Raw genomic sequence first — 17,526 nt, 5'->3', positions numbered from 1 at the left:
GCAGGCCGATATTCCCCAGATAGTCAACCTCGCTGAATAACGCCGGGTCAGGCAGGGTATTATTGCTCAGGACATACACGGCGACTGCGGCAATACCCAGCAGCAACGGCGTGCCGATGCCGATCAGCCACCAGCGGAGGCCGACGTTGGCGTGAACGACACGCCGCCACAGGTCAGCCAGCCCAGCGCGCCCGCCGACGAGCGCGGTCACGACGATGGCAGCGAACGCCGGTCCAAATGCGCTGACATAGTGCAAGACCTTCGGCACATTGACTACACCGTGGTGGTCGGCGGTCAGCAGGCCGCCAATCGCCCACGAGAAGGCGTAAGCGACCAAGAAGTAATGTAACGACGAGGGATGGGCGGATCATCTTCCTCCTTTCGCCCGATGATCGCGCACCAGATACTGACCACCGTAGCGCCACAGCACCAGCGCAAGCGCCGCGAGCAGGATGAAGCTGTTGTAGGTGAAGATCTCAGCGGGCATGACGAGGACGCGGCTGGTCAGATTGATGGAGAAATGCAACAGGATGATGGCCAGCATGCTGCGTGCGTTGTGTTATACACCCAGGTGAACAGCACCGAGTAGATGATCACTACGTACAGATAGCCCATCAGAAACACTGGATCTTGCCCGTTCTGGTGGAGGAATGAACCGGTCACCGCCAGCAGCGGCAGCTGTCGGCCGGCGCACAACATACAGCTGCGCCGCCTTGCGCCAGCCACCAGTCATCGCGTGGCTTACAGGTGGCGCGCACCGGCTCCAGCGAGACGATCAGTGCGTCACCATCCTCATACAAAGAAGCGAAAGTGTAGTGGACGGCGGGATGGACGGCGTCGCCCCATTCAAACTTGATCTCGGCATTGCTGTTCAGACCGACATCCCTTTCGACTTTGTGCCAGATGCCGAGAAACTTACCTACGCGCATGTGGCCTTGTTCAGGCCCGTCGGCTACATCCCAGAGTTGAACGATCACCTCCTCCCACTGCTGTGGGCGGGCGCCGCAGTCGAGTGAGCGAAAGCTGGCCGCCTTGATCTCGGTGATGTGATAGCCGGGCCGGATGCGCCGGCCATCGCTTTCGAAGATGAGCAGCTTATCTGCGTAAGGTTGGAGTTGCGCGACGAAGTCCACCGCGCACATGGTTTTTGGGTGCATGTTCGAGTAATATGCGATGCGCCAGTCACATCAAATCCGCCGGCGCGGATTGGGCATGCACTTGCCCATCGCGCAGCACCTCGTAGGTGAGGGCGGCCATCACCGCGCCGGCCGTCGGTGCGATGAGGTAGATGGGGAGCACCGCCAGTGCCTGACCACCCGCAAATACCGCCGGGGCAAGGCTACGAATCGGATTCATAGATGCGCCGCTGATCGGCCCGCCCATCATGATCGCCAGCGCTACGGTCAGACCGATGGCTAAGCCGGGAATCGGCGCAGCAATGCGCCGATCAGTCGCTACCGCAATGATGACGAACATCAGCAGGAAGCCGTAGATGAACTCGAAGCCGAATGCCGCCGGCACAGACACCCACGGTGCCGGAATGTGCGCGCCGAAGCTCGCTGCGAGCGCCACATCGCGACCGAACAGCAGTTGATGCAGCAAGCTGGCCATTAGCGCGCCCGCCGCCTGCGCCAAGAGATAGGCCGGCACATACCGCCACGGAAAGCGCCGCGCAACGGCGAATCCGAGCGTGACCGCCGGGTTGAAGTGCGCCGCCGAGATCGGCCCTAGTGCATACACCATCGCCAGCACGACGAGGCCCGGCGTAAGCGCGATACCCAGCAGCGTCACTGCGCCGTTGCTCGCGCGATCGCTGATGACCGCGCCACAGGCACCAAAGACGACGAAGAACGTGCCGATGAACTCGGCTAGATAGCGTTGCCAGTGATGCCGGCTAGCGTTGAGAGGCTGCCGCTGTGTCATACTTCGCCCGTTCCTGTGCGACGAATGCTTCGATGGCAGCCTTAATCTGGTCGCGCACTTCACGGAACTTGGCCAGCTTCTCTTCCTCGGTGCCTTCGAAAGCGGCGGGGTCGTCGAACTTCCAGTGCAGCCGAAATTGCACACCCGGCCACACAGACGGACAGCGCGCCTCGGCGTCGGCGCACACGGTGACAAGGTAGGCAAATAGCTGCTTGCCGAGATACTCGCGTAGGCTCTTGGAGTATTGTCCTTCGACGCTGATGCCGATCTCGTTCATCACCCTGACGGTGAACGGGTTCATGCCCTTCGGTTCCAGGCCGGCGCTGTAGGCATTGAACAGGTCGCTCGCGTAGTGGCGCAGGAAAGCCTCGGCCATTTGGCTGCGGGCCGAGTTGCCGGTGCACAGGAACAACACATTGGACTTAGGCATGCGAAACCTCCTGGTTCATTTCGATGAATCTCTTGAATCGCTCGATCAACCCGTCCCGCACACTGCGAAAGGCTTGAAGCTTGGCCTCGTCGTCGGCCACAGCCGCGGGATCGGGAAAGCTCCAGTGAATGCGCCGGTAACTACCCGGCGAAACGGGGCAGGTCTCGGCAGCGTCATCGCACACAGTGATCACGGCGTCAAACGGCTGGCCGATGAACTGCTCGTAGGTCTTCGAGTATTGGCTGCGGATGTCCACTCCGATCTCGCACCCGGATGGCAAAAGGGTTGACGCTAGTAGCCTTGGTGCCGGCGCTGAAGACGTCGTAGCGATCGCCGCCTAGCCAGCGTTGGATGCCTTCGGCCATCTGGCTGCGCGCCGAATTGGCCGTGCACAGAATCAGCACACGCTTCTTTGGAATCTCAGTCATCGCTATGAACTATCAACAGGCGGCGCGCGCATCACTTACCGCATTCGGGTCGAACAGGGTGCACAAAGCGGGATACACCTGAGCCAGGTAGGCCTTGTTTACCCGATAATACGCCCAGCGCCCCTCGCGCCGCACTTCGATCAGGCCGGCCTCGCGCAGGACGCGCAGGTGATGCGACACTAGGTTCTGCGGCATCGTCACGGCCGCCTCGATCTCGCACACGCAACGCTCCCCGCGAATGAGGAACGTGAAGATGCGCAACCGGTTCGGCTCTCCGAGCAACTTGAGCAACACATAGACTTGCTCAAGTTCGAGCGGAGGCGCTTCACGTTCGCTTTCGGCTGGAACGCACACACCGCATGCCATATCCATCTTCGTTGATACGACATGATACAGAATCGTGTTAAGTGAGGTTAAGCATAGGCGCTTGCCTAATGGCCGCAACATCAGCCTGCACCATAGCACTCGTATAAACGCAACTCCCAACGGACAGGCGCAATCATATATTACGTACAGGCGTGAACAGGAAATTTTCTGGGAGGACATGCAGCGGAGTGACAAACCGCCAGTCGCCTCATCTATACCTTCCTCATCTGCACATCTCCTTCTCCTGGTCGTAGATCGTTCCCCGCTGGTGCTGGAAGGCGCCGTCCATGGGCTGACCAAGCGTGGCTGTCACGTCCTGGGTTCGGCCAGCAGCATTGCGGAGCTGGACGCGCGATGGCGCGAGCTGGACGTGAGCGGCAAGGTCGTGCTGCTCGTTGGCCCGCTTCTGCACACCGCCGACGGCTTCGCTGCCTGCCGCTGGGCGCGGGATCAGGTGACGCCCGTGCGAGTCGTCTTCATCACCGACCGGTGCGAAGACCCGTTGGTGCTCACCGACGCAGCCCGGCTGGGAGTGAGGGCGTGTCTGCCGGTGGACGTCAGCCTCGACGATCTATTCGACGTGATCAAGCTGGCCTGGCTGAACCAATCGCTGCTGCCGCCCGAGGCGGAAGCTGATCGGTTGACGGAATGCGAGTTGCGGGTGTTGCGGAAGCTCGCCGAGGGCAAAAGCTCCAAACAGATCGCCGCCGAGTTGCAGATCAGCGTGCACACCGTGCGCAACGAGGCACAGCGCATCCTGAGCAAGCTGCACGTGCACAGCCGGAAGGAGGCGGTGCATCGGGCCCAGCATTTGGGATGGATTTGGGATGGATTTGAAGTTCGTCGGCAAATTTGATGCAACGTACTATGCCAAACGTAGTGCAGTGCATCTTGCCAGTAGTGCAATGGCCAAGTAATTTGGAATCACTCTCAATCAAGAGAGGTAATGGTGCGGGTTCTATGTGGCCCTATATGGTGAGTGCAGCAAACAACTATGACTCAAGCACAGATCTCACACAAGGCTCAGGGGGACTGATTGCCGCATTAACAGGCAATTATGGAGCAACAGGTTGGGCCGGAGGTGCCGTGCCGTTTTCATATATCAACGGTCAATACTACTCTTGTGTATGGTGGCCCAGCCTCTTTCCTATCTTTGGCAACTGTAATGGCTATGATAGAAGAGCCGTAAGAGGCGACCTGTATTTCAATACCTACTACGTGCTGCCAGAGGGTAATTACCTTGCCCGACACGAGATGGGTCATGTCTTCGGCCTTGCACATGAGAGTTGCTCGGTTTACACCGTCATGAAGACACCCAATTGTGGCAACCTTCCATCCGTGCTTCAGTCCGATGAAATTGGGTTTATCAACCTGTACTATTGAATTTCAACAGTGCAAGCGCAGGTAGGGCAAACACGGCTACGATGAGCCAGAGAAAAGCCATGAACATCAAGGCGCTTACAATCCTTGCCTTGTTGCTCGTTCAAGCGTGTGCCAGAGCACCCTTCGGTTCTACCGCCATGCTCGTCCCACCGCCAAAGGATTTGTCAGAACTCGTGAGCAAAGCGGATATCATCGCGATTGGTGAAGTAGCAGAGGTCATACGACAGGGATATTATGGCGGCTACGATGCAACCGGCAGGCTAATTCTTCATGCCGGTGAACCGGATAAGCCAGTATCCGGAGTTCCTTTCACCGACTTCAGCATCAAGGTCGAAAGATCATTGAAAGATGACGGCTCGATTGCAGCGGGTCAGCCTATCATTTTGCGCATCACAGGACATCCAACGAATGAAGTGCGCCGACTGAGTGACGATCTGCAGGTTGACTTTCCCATGTCCTTTCCCGGCGACCGTCATTTGTTGCTGCTGAGCAAGAACCCTGATGGTTCCTATGGCTTCTACTATGGTCCCTGGAGCCGCCTCGTCATAGATGGCGAGATAGTCCGTGTGAGCAACGGCGCAAAGGAACCCTTGAAGTTTGCGAATTCAGAACGGGTGTTTACACCGGCGGAGCTCATTGACGCGATCGAGCAAATGGTTCGATGATAGCGACGCCCCCATCAGCCTGGACGAGTTCGTCCGGCGCGTGAAACGCATCTCCTGAACACAGTCATCCGATGCATCAGCAGCAAGCGAATGTAGCTACATGAAGTGATCGAGGGCGTGAACTCGTTCTCGATGCCTTCCTGCATCCACACCACCCGCGCGCCGATCCGGATCGCGTCGTCCACGATGAAGCTGGTCTCGGCGCGAGAGATCGGCGATGAGGAGGTGGAGAGCAGCAGCCCTGGCGGCGTTCGCGTCACGCCCGATCAAGGACTCCGTGGCGAATCTGGTTGCCGTCTTGCCGCTCATCGCGCATCAAGGGGGCAGGCCGCGGTGGATGAACTCTGGTCGGCCCTGCGCGACGTCTGGCGCCGGTGGCCGTAGGCTGCTACATCGTCATGTCCGAAAGATGGGGGCAACCACGCAGGGCTGCCCCTACAAGAAAATGCACCTAGGGCATCCAGAAACTGGGCAAGGCTGGATTCCCTGTCATTCCCGCGCATTCCCCGCGCATTCCCCGCCTGCGCGGGGATGACGCACTGACGCTTGGGCGAGACGATGGCGGGTCTTCCGGCCGTTCAGCCGTCGCGCCGTTTGCGCCCCACGATCGCTCGTCGCTTGATTTTGTCAGCGCGAGTACTTCTCCAAGAACGCCAACACGTCGCGCAAGTCGTCAAAGCGCGCTTCAAGCGTCGGCCGATCCCAATCCCACCACGCAATGCGCATGAGCCTCTCGATCACTGCATCATCGAAGCGCTTGCGAATGCGTCGCGCCGGCACACCGACGACGACCTCATACGGCCCTACGTCCTTCGTGACCACTGCGCCCGCACCCACGACCGCGCCTATCCCGATGCTCACGCCAGGCATGACAACGGCCGCATGTCCGATCCACACGTCGTGTCCGACGACCCATCGGTGCGCGCGACGCCAGTCGAAGAACGCTTCGTCATCCGTCTCGGCAAACCCATATTCCACGCGCCGATACGTGCAGTGATGCTGCGTCACGCGATCCATCGGGTGGTTGCCGGGGTTGATGCGCACGTGCGAGGCAATCGAACAGAATTTGCCGATCTGCGCGTAGATGATCGAGACGTTATCGGCGGCGTAGCTGTAATCGTCGAAGACCGACTCGATGATCGAGCAGTTCGGCCCGATATCCGTCCACGAGCCGAGGCGACTGTCGAGCACGAATGATGATGGATGAATGGTCGGTCGCTCGCACAAGTGCTTCCGCGTGTGGATGCGATCCGAGGGAAAGCGGTCAACCGTGTGTAGCATGCTTCCTTCGCGCGGCGAGCGTTCGATCGAGGTAGATGAATTGACCGTTGCGCAGCGCGCCGCGCACGCGTGGGCGCAGCGGGCCTTCCTCGACGAAGGCGAAGTCGGCGTAGTGCCGCTCGGCGATGACGCCGCGTTCGCGCAGCCCCAAGGCCTCAGCCACGTTCTGGGTGATCAGCCTGACGGCAGCGTGCAGCGGCAAGGCGCCACGCCGGACGAGAGCATAGGCCGCCTGCAGCAGCGCTGCCGGGTGATAGTCCGCCGCCAGCATGTCCACCAAACCCGCAGCAATCGCATCGAGCGCGCTGAGGTTGCCGGAATGCGAACCACCTCGCAACGCGTTCGGCGCACCCATCACCACATGCATGCCACGCCGCTTGGCTTCCTCGGCGGCTTCCAACGTCACCGGGAATTCGCTGATCGTCGCGCCCATCTCGGCCATCAAGGCCACCTTCTGGCGCGTGTCGTCGTCGTGCGAAGCGATAGGCAACCGGTGCCGCGAAGAGAGCGCCGTCACTTCACGCACCACGTCCCATGCCGGCGGCGTGTCGCGCATCTGGGCGATGCGCTCCTGCTGCGTCTTGCGTCTTGCGCCAGCACCACTTCCTTGTCCACCAAATGGCGCACTTCCTCGACGTGGTGAAACACACCGATCATCGCCACGCCCGACTGTTTGAGTTGCCCTAACCTTCCGACTAACGCGGCGCGCGCCTGTGGATCGAGCGATGCCGTGGGCTCATCCGCAGCCGCGCGGTGAAGTCCTTGATCTAGGGTAGGAGGATTAGTCGCGCGCTCATCCGGCAACCGGGCATTGCCACGCGGTAGGCGGTGTGAGGGCATATGCCGGCCTGAGCATATCGTCGGAGACGGTTGAGTGTCGCGTCATCCGTGCCGCCGCATAAAGCGATGGATACGCTCAAGGGCCTGTTCGATCTTCTCGTAGGATTGGGCGTAGGCCATGCGCACATATCCGGCGCCACCTGCGCCGAACGCGCTGCCCGGCACTACGGCGACCTGTTCCTCCAGCAGCAACCTCTCGGCGAATGCCTCGTCGCTCATGCCGGTCCGGGCGACCGAGGGGAAGGCGTAGAACGCGCCGCGCGGCTCAAAGCAGTCCAGCCCCAGGGCGTTGCACCCGCTCACGATCAGCTTGCGCCGCCGGTCGTATTCGGCCACCATCCGCTGCACATGCTCCTCGCCCTCCTGGAGCGCGGCCAGCGCAGCATGCTGGCCGGTGGTCGGCGCAGACATGATGGTGTATTGGTGCACCTTGCGCATCGCGGCCAGCAGCTCCGCCGGCGCCGCTGCGTAGCCGATGCGCCAGCCGGTCATGGCGTAGTCTTTGCTGAAGCCGCCCAACAGGATCGTGCGCGCCTGCATGCCCGGCAGCGCGGCGAAGCACACGTGTGACACACCATACACTAGGCGATCGTAGATCTCATCGCTGATGACCACCAGGTCATGCTGCTCTGCCAGGTGGGCGATCTCCATCAGCCGCGCGCGGCTCATCACCGCGCCGGTGGGGTTGTTGGGATAGCCGATCAGGATGGCCTTGGTCCGTGGCGTAATGCGTGCGGCGATCTCCTCACCCGTCACCTGGAACTCGTGCTCGACGCGCGTTGGGAGGGGGACGGCCACGCCGCCGGCGAAGACCACCTCCGGCGCATAGGACACGAAGCACGGCTGCGGCACGATGACCTCGTCGCCGGGGTCAACGATCGCCGTCAAGGCGAGATACATCGCCTCGCTCACACCGACGGTGATCAGCAGCTCGGTCTCCGGGTCGTATTCCACGCCGTAGAGTCGGGCCAGGTGCGCGCTGAGCGCGCGGCGCAGCTCGATCATGCCGGAGTTGCTGGTGTAGGCCGTCTCGCCTCGCTGAAGCGAGGCGATGCCCTCGTTGAGGATCGGCGCCGGCGTGACGAAGTCCGGCTCGCCGATGCCCAGCGAGATCACATTGGGCATGGTGGCGGCGATGTCGAAGAAACGTCGGATGCCGGAAGGGGGAACAGACGCGACGCGCTGAGAGATAAAGTTCCGCATGATGAAACCTGGATGCTTGCCGGTCGAATCGCTCAAAGCAGCTCGACCTGTTATTGACCTGCGGATTATAGAAGCGCTCGCACGCGCACGAAGCGAAAGACCCGTGGCCGGACGCGGTCACCGCTTCACCCCGCCCAGCAAGCCCAGGGCGATAGCGGCAAGCAGCGCAATCGCAGCCAACAGGCGCGTGGGCGTGATCGGCCCGGCGGCCGATGGCGCGGGCGCAGGCTCCGGCGCGCCGACGGCGACCGTCGGCGCGCCGGACGCTTGAAGGGAGCGCTGCGCTGCATCCGCGCCTGCCGCTTCGGCTTTAGCCTCGGGCGCGGCGGCGGCTTGAATCGGGGCAGCCGGCGCCGCTTCGCTCTGCGTCGGCTGCGCCGCCGGCGCCATCTCGGCTGCTGGTTCGGCGGGCGTCGCCGACTCGTGTTGCGTTGGCATCTCCAGGGCGGGCACAGCCGCCGGGGCGACGGCAGGCGTTGCGGTGAAGGGCGTAGGGCGCGCCAGCTCAAACGCCACCAGCGCGGCGAAGAGCGCCGTCGCCGCCAGCGAACCCAGTCGCAAGAGCCACGGGGAGAACGAGGGCCGTCGCCGTTTGGGCGCGGCCGTCTTTCGGCCGGCATCGAGTGGCAAGATGAAGTTGCGCGGCGGTTGCAGCGCCGGCAGCGCGCGCGATTCGCGGACGAGCAGATGCGTCGCGGCGACGCGGCGCCGTAGCGTTGCGTCCTGCGCCATCCGCGCGTCGAGCGCGGCGCGCTCGGCCTCGCTCAGTCGGCCATCCACGTAAGCGGAGATCAGCTCGTCTTCGGTCATTCCCCTTCCCATTACTGACGGAACTCGTCGGGCAGCAGTTCCGCATGGGCCAGCAGGGCGTCGCGCAGCTTGGCGCGCGCCCGGCTCAGCCGGCTTTTCACCGTGCCGAGCGACACCTGCATCACCTCAGCAATTTCTTCATAGCTCAAGCCTTGCACGTCGGACAGCACAAACGTAATGCGTTGATCGGGCGGCAGTTGCAGCGCGGCGCGCCCGATGAAGCGGCGCAGGTCGCTGCGCTCGGCGGCGCGCAGGGGGTCCTCGTCGTCGGCGGGCAACACATCGGCCAGGCTGCGCCCCTCGTCGCCGTCGTCGCTGGCCTCGAGCGAGGCAGTCGGCCGGCGTTGCGCATAGCGCAGCGCATCGTAGCAGGCGTTGGTCACGATGCGCAGCAGCCAGGCCTTGAACGAACCGCCGCGATAGTCGTTGATGTGCGTGAACGCTGAGAGGAACGCCTCCTGTGCTGCGTCGGATGCTGCGGCCGGCTCGCCCAGGATGCGATAGGCGACGTTGTAAACCTGAGACTGGTAGGCCAGCACCAGTTGGTTGAATGCGGCCACATCACCGCGCTGCGCCGCGCGGATCAACCCCGCTTCATCCATCGCTTCGATTGTGCGACTGCTCAGCCAGGATGTCCAGCAATGCCGTCAAGCCCAATGTGTAGCTGCGCCAGCCAAAGCCGGCGATCACGCCGACGGCGACCGGCGAGATGAACGAGTGGTGCCGGAAAGGCTCGCGTTTGTGCACGTTCGAGAGATGCACTTCGACGCACGGCAAGGCGATCGCGCTAATTGCATCGCGCAGGGCGACGCTGGTGTGCGTCAGGCCGCCGGGGTTGATCAGGATGCCGTGCGCCCACGCGCGCGCGTCGTGGATGGCGTCAATCAAGGCGCCCTCGTGGTTCGACTGTGCAATGCGCAGCGCCGCGCCGCGCTGCGCGGCCAGCTCGCGCAAGCGCCGGTTGATGTCCTCCAGCGTCACGCGGCCATACACATCCGGCTCGCGCAAGCCGAGCAAATTCAAGTTGGGGCCATGCAGCACGAGAATGGCACACGGCGCGCCGGCCATCGCGGAACCGGCGTCACTCGCCGGTTGCGGCTCTGCTGGACGCTGCGACCTGTCCGCCGCGTTCTCCATGTTGACCTCCTGTTTTCTTATCCCGGACTCCCCAGAGACGCCAGCGCGTCTTGCGCCATCGTTTCCGGCACGGCGTCGCACACAAAGGCATCGCCCGGCGCGCGCAGCAGGACGAAGCGCAGCTTGCCGGCGCGCTTCTTCTTGTCGCTCAGCATGTAGCGCCACACCGCGTCCGGCGCAAACGCCAGGTCGCCGAGCGCGTCGTGCGCGTCATCGAGCGCCGCAGGCAGGCCGACGCCGCGCAGCAGGCCGATCACTTCGGCCACCAGCGCGTCCTCGCAAACGCCCATCGCATGCGAGAGCCGCGCGGCGCAGACCAGGCCCAACGCCACCGCCTCGCCGTGCTTCAGGCGAAAGCCGCTCCACGCCTCCAGGCCGTGGCCGAACGTGTGGCCCAGATTCAGCAGCGCGCGCCGGCCGCGCTCGAATGGGTCGGCTTGCACCATCGCGCGCTTGAGCAGGATGGCGTCCACCAGCGCATTGAGCAGCCCTGGGCTGCGCCAATCGGTCAACGCGCCGCTCGTCGCCGCCTCGCGCAACCGCCCATAGGCCGCGCCGCCACTGAGCAGGGCTGCTTTGACGATTTCGGCCAGTCCGCAGCGCAGCTCGCGCGGCGGCAGCGAAGCCAGCACGCTCAAATCGGCCACTACTAAATCAGGCTGTTTGAACGCGCCGACCAAGTTCTTGCCAAAGTCGGTATCCACGCCGACCTTGCCGCCGATGCTGGAATCGGCCATGGCCAGCAGCGAGGTGGGCACCTGGACGAGCGGCACGCCGCGCAGAAAAGTCGCCGCGGCGAAGCCGGCCGTGTCGCCCACCACGCCACCGCCTAGCGCGATGACGGCGCTCGTGCGCTCCATGCCGTGCGCGCTGAAGGCGCGATACATGGCCTCGACGCTGGCCAGCGTCTTGTGCGCCTCGCCGGCAGGCATGACGTGCAGAAAGCCGTCCAGACCGGCGCGCGCCAGCGCGCACAGCACGCGCTCGCCATAGCGCGCGGCGACGTGTGCATCGCTCACCACGGCGAACGGCGGCGCCCAGCCGCGCCCAGCCAGCATGAATCCCAGCGCGTCCAACGCGCCCTCGCCGATGACGATGTCGTAGCGCGCGCCGGCTTCGGGCGCGTCCACCGCGATCCGGATGCGCTCGCGCCGGTAGGCTTCGCACACCAACGCGGCGACCTCATCGGGCGTGCATTGAGAGGTGTCTATCGCATAGTGCAACTGGGCATATTTGGGCGCGCGCTCGCGCAAGAGCTGCGTAATGCGTGCGATCACGTCGTCGCCGTGCAGCATCGGGCGCTCGGCGGCTGCCTCGCTGCCCACGCGCTGCGCAATGACCTCCGGCGTCGCCGTTAGACACACGCCAACGCCGCTGCGGAGCAGCGCCGCGCGGTTGTCGTCGTCCACGATCATGCCGCCGCCGGTGGCGATGACGCAGTTCCGGCGCGCGCTCAGTTCGGCGACGAGTGCGCGCTCGCGGGTGCGAAAATAGCCCTCGCCGCGCGAGGCGAAGATCGCCGGAATCGGCATCCCTTCGCGTTGGCTGATCTCCTCGTCGGTGTCCACGAAGGGCAGCCCGAGCTGCTGTGCGCACAGCCGGCCGACGGTGCTTTTGCCCGTGCCCATGAAGCCGGCGAGGATGAGGTTGCGCGGCGGGTCAACGATGTCCTCACGCATCTTTGGCGATCACTCATAGCCGAAGCGCCAGGGTAGGGCATCCATCGGCAAATCGTCCAGCCGCAGCCGGCGCAGCGCCGCGAAGCGCGGACGCATCTCGTCCAGCGAGTCGCCGCCCAGCTTCTCGATGAGCGCATCGGCCAGGGCGAAGCACACCATCGCCTCGATGATCGGGACGGCGCGCGGCACCTGACAGAAGTCGCTCCGCTCGTATTTCGTCTTGACCATCTGGCCGGTGGCCAAGTCCACCGAGTCCAGCGGGTTGAGCGTGGTGGCGATGGGCTTGAGCGCAGCGCGCACGACGATCGGCGCGCCGTTGGTGATGCCGCCCTCCAGGCCGCCGGCATGATTGGTGCGCTGGCGGATCATGCCATCGGCGGCGTAGAGCTGATCTTGCGCTTGGGTGCCGGGCCGCCGCGCTTCGGCAAAGCCATCGCCGATCTCGACGCCCTTGACGGCGTGCACGCTCATCACCACCTGCGCCAACCGTGCGCTCAAGCGGCGATCCCAGTGCACATGGCTGCCGAGGCCGGGCGGCGCGTATAGCGCGACCACCTCGACGACGCCGCCCAGCGTGTCCTTCGCGGCGATGATCTCGGCGATGCGGGCGCGCATGCGCTCGGCGGTGGGCGGATGGTAGCAGCGCACGTCGCTGGCCTCGGCCTGTGCAAAGCGCCGCAGGTAGGTCTCGGCGTCCACGGCCGAAGCGTGGTCGGGCGTCTCCACTTCGCCGATGCTGACCACGTAGCCGCCGACGACGATGCCGAACTGTCGCAGCAGCGCACGACAGGCCGCGCCGACGGCGACGCGCATGGTCGTCTCGCGCGCCGAGGCGCGTTCCAGCGCCAGGCGTAGCTCGCGATAGCCATATTTCACCGCGCCGGTCAGGTCGGCGTGGCCGGGGCGCGGAATGGTCATCGGCTCGATGTCGCGGTCTTTCCATTTGGCGTGGTCGAGGTTCTCGACGACGAAGGCGATGGGGCCGCCGGTGGTCTTGCCGGCCATCACGCCGGCGGTGATGCGCGCGTGGTCGCGCTCGATCTTCATCCGTCCGCCGCTGCCGTAGCCCTGTTGTCGGCGGGCCAGGTCGCGGTCAATATCCTCAGAACGCAGTGGCACGCCGGCCGGCATACCTTCAAGGATGGCGGTCAGCGATGGGCCGTGCGATTCGCCGGCGGTGAGGAACCTAAGCATCTTGGATCGCCTCCCGCATGATAGCCGAAACGCGCGCAGCCGGCACGCCCGTCCACCGCTCGAACGCTGCTGCGCCTTGCTCGGCCAACATGCCGATGCCGCCAATGGCGCGCGCGCCGGCAGCCTCGGCCTGTCGCATCAGCTTCGTCCGGCGCGGCTTGTACACCAGGTCGTAGAGTGTGACGCCGGCCGGGAAGGGCGTGCGGTCTGGCCACGGCGAGTTGTCTTCGTGCGGCCACATGCCGACGGGGGTGCAGTTGACGATCAAGTTTACTGCTCGACAGGCTGGATCCAGCGGCGAGGCCACAACAGCGCAGTGCTCACGCGCCTCGCGCGCGTAGGGCGAACGGGCCAGGTCGTCCAGCAGATGCTGGGCGCGGGCCGGCGTGCGGTTGTGCATCCACACGCGCGCGCCCCGCGACACCAGCGCATAGACAACCGCCCGCGCCGAACCGCCGGCGCCCAGCACCAGCGCTTGCGTCCCGGCATGAACATCCACGCCGTGAAAGGCCAAGTCGGCCAGGAAGCCGATCCAGTCGGTGTTGTCGCCCAGCAGGGCGCGCCCGCGTTTGAAGAGGGTGTTCACTGCGCCGATGGCGCGCGCGTGTGGGCTTACCTCGTCGAGGTAAGGCATCACCACCTGTTTGTGTGGGATGGTCACGTTGCAGCCGGCGATGTCCTCGCGCTCGCCTAACTCGCGCATGCGCGCCGGCAGGGCTTCCGGCGGTGTGTCCCATAATTCGTAGCGCCAGTCGCTCAACCCGATGTGGGTGAACGCCGCGTGCTGCATTTGTGGGCTTTTGCTGTGCGCCACCGGATGGCCGATCAGACCGACGAGCATGGGAATCTTCGGTTGGGGTTGGTAACTGGTAATCGGTGATGACAGGATTAGAGATTGACGACCTGCCGACCAGCGATTCACGCTCCACAATCGTCAACCAACGACGCCAGGTCGCGAAAGAACGCCGGGTAGGTCTTGGCCACGCACTCGGCGCCGAGGATTTTCGTCTCGCCCTCGGCGCGCAACGCGGCGACGGCCAGCGCCATTGCCACGCGGTGATCGCCTAGGCCATCCACAACCGCGCCGCGCAGGCGGGCCGGCCCTTCGACGATGAACCCATCCGCCGTCGCCTCAATCGGCGCACCCAATTTGCGCAGCTCGCCGACGAAACCCTCCAGCCGGTTGCTTTCCTTCACGCGCAGTTCCTCGGCGTCGCGGACGATGGTGATGCCATGCGCCTGAGTTGCGGCCACAGCGAAGATGGGGAACTCGTCAATCATGCGCGGCGTCAGCGCGCCGCCCACTTCGACGCCGCGCAGCTCGCCGCCGACGATTTCCACATCGCCCACCGGCTCGCCGCCCTCCTCGCGCAGGCCGGACAGATGGATCGTTGCCCCCATTGCGCGCAGCGCGTCGAGCAGACCGGTGCGCGTCGGGTTCAAGCCGACTTCGACGAGGCGAAGCCGCGCGCCGGGCGTGATGGCCGCCGCAACCATGAAGAACGCCGCCGAGGAGAAGTCCGCCGGCACCAGCATATCCAACGCGCGCAGCGGCTTCTGCGGCGGATGCGTGGTGATGCGGCCGGCGTCTCCTTCGGCTCCTACGGTGACTTCGACGCCCGCGGCGCGCAACATACGCTCGGTGTGGTCGCGCGTTGGCGCCGGCTCGCGGACGGTCACCGGCCCATCCGCGTATAGGCCGGCCAGGAGCAGTGCGCTCTTCACTTGCGCGCTGGCGATGGGCATGTCGTAGGTCAGCCCATGCAATGGGTGACGCGCGGCGCGGATGACGAGCGGTGCGTGGCCGTCTGAGTCTTCGATCTGTGCGCCCATGCGGCGCAGCGGATCGGTGACGCGGCGCATGGGGCGGCGGCGCAGTTGTTCGCTGCCGTCCAAGATTGCGTCGAACGCCTGCCCGGCCAAGAAGCCGGCCAGCAGCCGCATCGTCGTGCCGGATGAGTTGCAGAACAGTGGTTGGGACGGCGCGCGCAGGCCGCGCAATCCTCGGCCGGCGATGCGCAGGCCGGCTGAGTCGCAGCCGCTACCGAGCGGAGCCGCCGGCGCGCCCAGCGCAGCGATGCAGCGCAGCGCGGCGTCTGCGTCGTCGCTCTCCAGCGGCTCGCGGATGCGGCTGACGCCCTCAGCGACGCTGGCCAGGATAGCGGCCCGCACCGTGATGCTGCGGTCGCTCGGCGCGCGCAGCACCCCGCGCAGCGCGCGCGTTTGTTGAACGGTCTCGACGGTCATCGGAAGTGTGTTTTGCGCGCTTGAGCCGCAGCCGCGAGGAAGGCGCGCAGGCCTTCCTCGTCACGACGCTCCAGCAGCGCGGTGAATTGATCCAGCGTGAATTGGAAGTCGCGCACGGCGCCGAGCACGGCATCGGCGTTCGTCAGCAAAATGTCCAGCCACATGGTGACGTCGCTGGCGGCCACGCGCGAGGTATCGCGAAAGCCGCCGGCCATCACTTGCCAGACCTCCGGCTGGTTCAAGCTGAATTGGTCGGTTGCCGTCACCAGGGCGACGGCCAGCGCATAGGGCAGGTGGCTGGCGAAGGCTAATAGGGCGTCGTGATGTTCGACGCCGATTTCGCGCGGCGTGGCGCCGACGCGCTCCGCCAGGGCGCGGACGATGCTCAGCGCCTCGTCGTCGCTGCGCCGGGTGCGGGTGAGCAACCAAGGCGCACCCCGATACAGCGATGCGTCGGCCGCATCTATGCCGGCGGTCTCTTTGCCGCACATCGGATGCGAACCGACGGCGCGCAGGTGCGCCGGCAGCGCGTCCATGGCGCGGACGACTTCGGTTTTGGTGCTGCCCATGTCGGTGATGATCGCGCCGGGTCGGCAGAGGTTGGCCAGTTGTCCGATCTGGGTGATGAGCGTGCGCACCGGTGTGCACAGCACCACCACATCGGCCTCGCCGGCGTGGCTTAGCTCCGACGAGACGATGTCCACGAGATCGCGCGCCTGCGCCTTGCGCAGCGTCTCGGCGCTGCGCGAGATGCCGATCAGCCGGCCTGCGTAGCCGTTGGCGCGCAGCGCCAAGGCGAACGAGGCGCCCATTAGCCCGAGGCCGACGATGCAAATTGTATGTGTCACGTCGGTTGATGATGCACCAGACTATACCGTGCGATCCACGGCAGCGGCCACGCGCCGCACCTGCGCGAATAGCTCGGCGTAGCGCTGCGGCGTGAGGGTCTGCGCGCCATCGCTCACCGCCTTGGTGGGGTCGGGGTGTACTTCGATGATCAGCCCGTCGGCGCCGGCGGCGACAGCAGCCTTGGCGATCGGCGTGACGTATTCCCATTTGCCCGTGCCGTGCGAGGGATCTACGATGACCGGCAGATGGGAGAGTTCCTTCAACACCGGCACGGCGTTGATGTCCAGCGTATTGCGCGTGTACTTCTCGAACGTGCGGATGCCCCGCTCACACAGCATCACGTCGTAATTGCCGTGCGAGAGGATGTATTCCGCAGCCATGAGCAGCTCCTCCATCGTGGCGCTCAGGCCGCGCTTGAGCAGCACCGGCTTGTGCGCTTCGCCGGCGGCGTGCAGCAGCGGGAAGTTCTGCATGTTGCGCGCGCCGATTTGTAGGATGTCGGCATACTTGGCGACTAACGGCACCTGTTCCGGCGACATGACCTCGGTGACGATGGCCAGGCCGTACGCGTCGCGCGCTTCGGCTAACCACTTCAGCGCCTCCTCGCCGTGACCTTGGAAGGAGTACGGCGACGTGCGCGGCTTGAACGCGCCGCCGCGCAGGATGGTTGCGCCGACCTCTTTCACGGCGCGCGCGCTCTCCATGATCTGCTCGCGGCTCTCCACGGCGCATGGGCCGGCCATCATCGCCAGATGCGTATTGCCGATGGCGATGGTGCGATGCTTCACGCGCAGTTGAATGACCGTGTTTTGCTTTTTGAAGTCGCGGCTGGCCAGTTTGAACGGCCGCAAGATCGGCAGCACGCGCTCAACGCCGCTCAGCAGCTCGAACGGCGCGGGGTCCACCGGGCGCTCGTCGCCGACCATGCCGATAATCGTGCGCTCCTCGCCCTCGGAGAGGTGCGCGCGCATGCCGATTGACTCGATATGTCTGATTACGCTGGCGATCTCGGACGCGGACGCGCCAGCCTTCATGACGATGACCATGCTTCCTACCATTCGCGTTTGACAGTTAAGCTCACGCTGCCTTTA

24 protein-coding genes are annotated in these 17,526 nt (G+C 64.6%); 4 read left to right on the top strand and 20 right to left on the bottom strand.

All coding sequences use genetic code 11. The features are described 5' to 3' along the window. Positions 1-151: 151 nt before the first annotated feature. The gene (locus tag GXH28_RS16185; protein WP_240550164.1) at positions 152-349 is read left to right on the top strand and encodes a hypothetical protein; all 198 of its coding nucleotides are present in this window, start codon (positions 152-154) and stop codon (positions 347-349) included. Positions 350-367: 18 nt separating this feature from the next. Here GXH28_RS16185 and GXH28_RS03965 read toward each other — a convergent pair whose 3' ends face one another. The 7 genes from GXH28_RS03965 to GXH28_RS03940 all read right to left on the bottom strand — a co-directional run bounded on the left by GXH28_RS03965 (position 368) and on the right by GXH28_RS03940 (position 3,147). Beyond that, the gene (locus tag GXH28_RS03965; RefSeq protein ID WP_169237716.1) at positions 368-544 is read right to left on the bottom strand and encodes a hypothetical protein; all 177 of its coding nucleotides are present in this window, start codon (positions 542-544) and stop codon (positions 368-370) included. A 115-nt stretch (positions 545-659) separates the two neighbouring features. Next, the gene (locus tag GXH28_RS03960) at positions 660-1,157 is read right to left on the bottom strand and encodes a DUF6428 family protein (protein ID WP_169237715.1); all 498 of its coding nucleotides are present in this window, start codon (positions 1,155-1,157) and stop codon (positions 660-662) included. Positions 1,158-1,182: 25 nt separating this feature from the next. Next, positions 1,183-1,923: an MIP/aquaporin family protein gene (locus tag GXH28_RS03955; RefSeq protein WP_169237714.1), complete on the bottom strand. Its 741-nt coding sequence runs from the start codon at positions 1,921-1,923 to the stop codon at positions 1,183-1,185. After that, positions 1,895-2,353: an arsenate reductase ArsC gene (locus GXH28_RS03950; RefSeq protein ID WP_169237713.1), complete on the bottom strand. Its 459-nt coding sequence runs from the start codon at positions 2,351-2,353 to the stop codon at positions 1,895-1,897. The genes GXH28_RS03955 and GXH28_RS03950 overlap by 29 nt, the downstream gene beginning before the upstream one ends. Beyond that, positions 2,346-2,609, bottom strand: a complete 264-nt coding sequence (locus GXH28_RS16790) for a hypothetical protein (RefSeq protein ID WP_320447909.1) — start codon at positions 2,607-2,609, stop codon at positions 2,346-2,348. The genes GXH28_RS03950 and GXH28_RS16790 overlap by 8 nt, the downstream gene beginning before the upstream one ends. Continuing rightward, entirely contained in the window at positions 2,551-2,718 is a 168-nt protein-coding gene (locus tag GXH28_RS16785; protein ID WP_320447915.1) for a hypothetical protein, read from the bottom strand. Before GXH28_RS16785 ends, GXH28_RS16790 begins: the two co-directional genes overlap by 59 nt. 75 nt (positions 2,719-2,793) lie before the next feature. Continuing rightward, positions 2,794-3,147, bottom strand: a complete 354-nt coding sequence (locus GXH28_RS03940) for an ArsR/SmtB family transcription factor (RefSeq protein ID WP_169237712.1) — start codon at positions 3,145-3,147, stop codon at positions 2,794-2,796. A gap of 268 nt (positions 3,148-3,415) precedes the next feature. Between GXH28_RS03940 and GXH28_RS03935 the strand changes: the two genes are divergently transcribed. Genes GXH28_RS03935 through GXH28_RS03925 form a run of 3 tightly spaced genes read left to right on the top strand, consistent with a single transcriptional unit; the run spans position 3,416 to position 5,195 of the window. Then, on the top strand, positions 3,416-4,003 hold the full coding sequence (locus tag GXH28_RS03935) for a LuxR C-terminal-related transcriptional regulator (RefSeq protein WP_169237711.1): 588 nt from the start codon (positions 3,416-3,418) through the stop codon (positions 4,001-4,003). A gap of 11 nt (positions 4,004-4,014) precedes the next feature. Continuing rightward, a complete protein-coding gene (locus GXH28_RS03930; RefSeq protein ID WP_169237710.1) occupies positions 4,015-4,530 on the top strand; it encodes a hypothetical protein in 516 nt (171 codons plus the stop codon). Between the two features lie 59 nt (positions 4,531-4,589). Further along, a complete protein-coding gene (locus GXH28_RS03925) occupies positions 4,590-5,195 on the top strand; it encodes a hypothetical protein (protein WP_169237709.1) in 606 nt (201 codons plus the stop codon). Between the two features lie 14 nt (positions 5,196-5,209). Here GXH28_RS03925 and GXH28_RS03920 read toward each other — a convergent pair whose 3' ends face one another. From GXH28_RS03920 to aroF, 13 genes are all read right to left on the bottom strand, one after another. After that, complete coding sequence (locus tag GXH28_RS03920; RefSeq protein ID WP_169237708.1) at positions 5,210-5,455, bottom strand: hypothetical protein; 246 nt, start codon at positions 5,453-5,455, stop codon at positions 5,210-5,212. Positions 5,456-5,822: 367 nt separating this feature from the next. Then, the gene (locus tag GXH28_RS03915; RefSeq protein WP_169237707.1) at positions 5,823-6,476 is read right to left on the bottom strand and encodes an acetyltransferase; all 654 of its coding nucleotides are present in this window, start codon (positions 6,474-6,476) and stop codon (positions 5,823-5,825) included. Beyond that, complete coding sequence (locus tag GXH28_RS03910) at positions 6,460-7,032, bottom strand: amidohydrolase family protein (protein ID WP_169237706.1); 573 nt, start codon at positions 7,030-7,032, stop codon at positions 6,460-6,462. Before GXH28_RS03910 ends, GXH28_RS03915 begins: the two co-directional genes overlap by 17 nt. Positions 7,033-7,358: 326 nt before the next feature. Continuing rightward, on the bottom strand, positions 7,359-8,519 hold the full coding sequence (locus tag GXH28_RS03905) for an aminotransferase class I/II-fold pyridoxal phosphate-dependent enzyme (RefSeq protein ID WP_169237705.1): 1,161 nt from the start codon (positions 8,517-8,519) through the stop codon (positions 7,359-7,361). 117 nt (positions 8,520-8,636) lie between these two features. Continuing rightward, positions 8,637-9,329, bottom strand: coding sequence for an anti-sigma factor family protein (locus GXH28_RS03900; RefSeq protein ID WP_169237704.1), 693 nt, complete (start codon positions 9,327-9,329; stop codon positions 8,637-8,639). Between the two features lie 11 nt (positions 9,330-9,340). After that, entirely contained in the window at positions 9,341-9,931 is a 591-nt protein-coding gene (locus GXH28_RS03895) for an RNA polymerase sigma factor (RefSeq protein ID WP_169237703.1), read from the bottom strand. Then, positions 9,924-10,397 carry a type II 3-dehydroquinate dehydratase gene (aroQ, locus tag GXH28_RS03890; protein WP_169237791.1) on the bottom strand — a complete coding sequence of 158 codons (474 nt, stop codon included), beginning with the start codon at positions 10,395-10,397 and terminating at the stop codon, positions 9,924-9,926. The genes GXH28_RS03895 and aroQ overlap by 8 nt, the downstream gene beginning before the upstream one ends. Before the next feature lie 86 nt (positions 10,398-10,483). Beyond that, on the bottom strand, positions 10,484-12,145 hold the full coding sequence (gene aroB, locus GXH28_RS03885; protein WP_169237702.1) for a 3-dehydroquinate synthase: 1,662 nt from the start codon (positions 12,143-12,145) through the stop codon (positions 10,484-10,486). 9 nt (positions 12,146-12,154) lie between these two features. Continuing rightward, a complete protein-coding gene (gene aroC / locus GXH28_RS03880) occupies positions 12,155-13,339 on the bottom strand; it encodes a chorismate synthase (RefSeq protein WP_169237701.1) in 1,185 nt (394 codons plus the stop codon). Then, positions 13,332-14,180 (bottom strand): shikimate dehydrogenase, encoded by an 849-nt coding sequence (gene aroE, locus GXH28_RS03875; protein WP_169237700.1) that lies wholly within the window; start codon positions 14,178-14,180, stop codon positions 13,332-13,334. The genes aroC and aroE overlap by 8 nt, the downstream gene beginning before the upstream one ends. Positions 14,181-14,257: 77 nt before the next feature. Continuing rightward, complete coding sequence (gene aroA / locus GXH28_RS03870) at positions 14,258-15,586, bottom strand: 3-phosphoshikimate 1-carboxyvinyltransferase (protein WP_169237699.1); 1,329 nt, start codon at positions 15,584-15,586, stop codon at positions 14,258-14,260. Then, positions 15,583-16,434 (bottom strand): prephenate dehydrogenase/arogenate dehydrogenase family protein, encoded by an 852-nt coding sequence (locus tag GXH28_RS03865; protein ID WP_169237698.1) that lies wholly within the window; start codon positions 16,432-16,434, stop codon positions 15,583-15,585. Before GXH28_RS03865 ends, aroA begins: the two co-directional genes overlap by 4 nt. Positions 16,435-16,455: 21 nt before the next feature. Further along, positions 16,456-17,481, bottom strand: coding sequence for a 3-deoxy-7-phosphoheptulonate synthase (aroF, locus tag GXH28_RS03860; protein ID WP_169237697.1), 1,026 nt, complete (start codon positions 17,479-17,481; stop codon positions 16,456-16,458). Positions 17,482-17,526: the final 45 nt, after the last annotated feature.

The sequence above is a fragment of the Candidatus Roseilinea sp. NK_OTU-006 genome (assembly GCF_012931985.1).
GTDB lineage: Bacteria > Chloroflexota > Anaerolineae > J036 > Brachytrichaceae > JAAFGM01.
This window is presented reverse-complemented; position numbering and strand designations above follow the sequence as displayed.

Excerpts from the sequence above, each read along its gene's own strand:
- GXH28_RS03925 (WP_169237709.1), top strand. The coding sequence starts at position 4,590 with ATGAACATCAAGGCGCTTACAATCCTTGCCTTGTTGCTCGTTCAAGCG.
- aroQ (WP_169237791.1), bottom strand. The coding sequence starts at position 10,397 with ATGGCCGGCGCGCCGTGTGCCATTCTCGTGCTGCATGGCCCCAACTTG.
- GXH28_RS03900 (WP_169237704.1), bottom strand. The coding sequence starts at position 9,329 with ATGACCGAAGACGAGCTGATCTCCGCTTACGTGGATGGCCGACTGAGC.
- GXH28_RS03950 (WP_169237713.1), bottom strand. The coding sequence starts at position 2,353 with ATGCCTAAGTCCAATGTGTTGTTCCTGTGCACCGGCAACTCGGCCCGC.
- GXH28_RS03960 (WP_169237715.1), bottom strand. The coding sequence starts at position 1,157 with ATGCACCCAAAAACCATGTGCGCGGTGGACTTCGTCGCGCAACTCCAA.
- GXH28_RS03965 (WP_169237716.1), bottom strand. The coding sequence starts at position 544 with ATGCTGGCCATCATCCTGTTGCATTTCTCCATCAATCTGACCAGCCGC.
- GXH28_RS03930 (WP_169237710.1), top strand. The coding sequence starts at position 4,015 with ATGCCAAACGTAGTGCAGTGCATCTTGCCAGTAGTGCAATGGCCAAGT.
- aroF (WP_169237697.1), bottom strand. The coding sequence starts at position 17,481 with ATGGTCATCGTCATGAAGGCTGGCGCGTCCGCGTCCGAGATCGCCAGC.
- GXH28_RS03895 (WP_169237703.1), bottom strand. The coding sequence starts at position 9,931 with ATGGATGAAGCGGGGTTGATCCGCGCGGCGCAGCGCGGTGATGTGGCC.
- GXH28_RS03955 (WP_169237714.1), bottom strand. The coding sequence starts at position 1,923 with ATGACACAGCGGCAGCCTCTCAACGCTAGCCGGCATCACTGGCAACGC.
- aroB (WP_169237702.1), bottom strand. The coding sequence starts at position 12,145 with ATGCGTGAGGACATCGTTGACCCGCCGCGCAACCTCATCCTCGCCGGC.
- GXH28_RS03905 (WP_169237705.1), bottom strand. The coding sequence starts at position 8,519 with ATGCGGAACTTTATCTCTCAGCGCGTCGCGTCTGTTCCCCCTTCCGGC.
- GXH28_RS16785 (WP_320447915.1), bottom strand. The coding sequence starts at position 2,718 with ATGGCCGAAGGCATCCAACGCTGGCTAGGCGGCGATCGCTACGACGTC.
- aroA (WP_169237699.1), bottom strand. The coding sequence starts at position 15,586 with ATGACCGTCGAGACCGTTCAACAAACGCGCGCGCTGCGCGGGGTGCTG.
- GXH28_RS03940 (WP_169237712.1), bottom strand. The coding sequence starts at position 3,147 with ATGGCATGCGGTGTGTGCGTTCCAGCCGAAAGCGAACGTGAAGCGCCT.
- GXH28_RS03910 (WP_169237706.1), bottom strand. The coding sequence starts at position 7,032 with ATGCGCGACACGCCGCCGGCATGGGACGTGGTGCGTGAAGTGACGGCG.
- aroE (WP_169237700.1), bottom strand. The coding sequence starts at position 14,180 with ATGCTCGTCGGTCTGATCGGCCATCCGGTGGCGCACAGCAAAAGCCCA.
- GXH28_RS03915 (WP_169237707.1), bottom strand. The coding sequence starts at position 6,476 with ATGCTACACACGGTTGACCGCTTTCCCTCGGATCGCATCCACACGCGG.
- aroC (WP_169237701.1), bottom strand. The coding sequence starts at position 13,339 with ATGCTTAGGTTCCTCACCGCCGGCGAATCGCACGGCCCATCGCTGACC.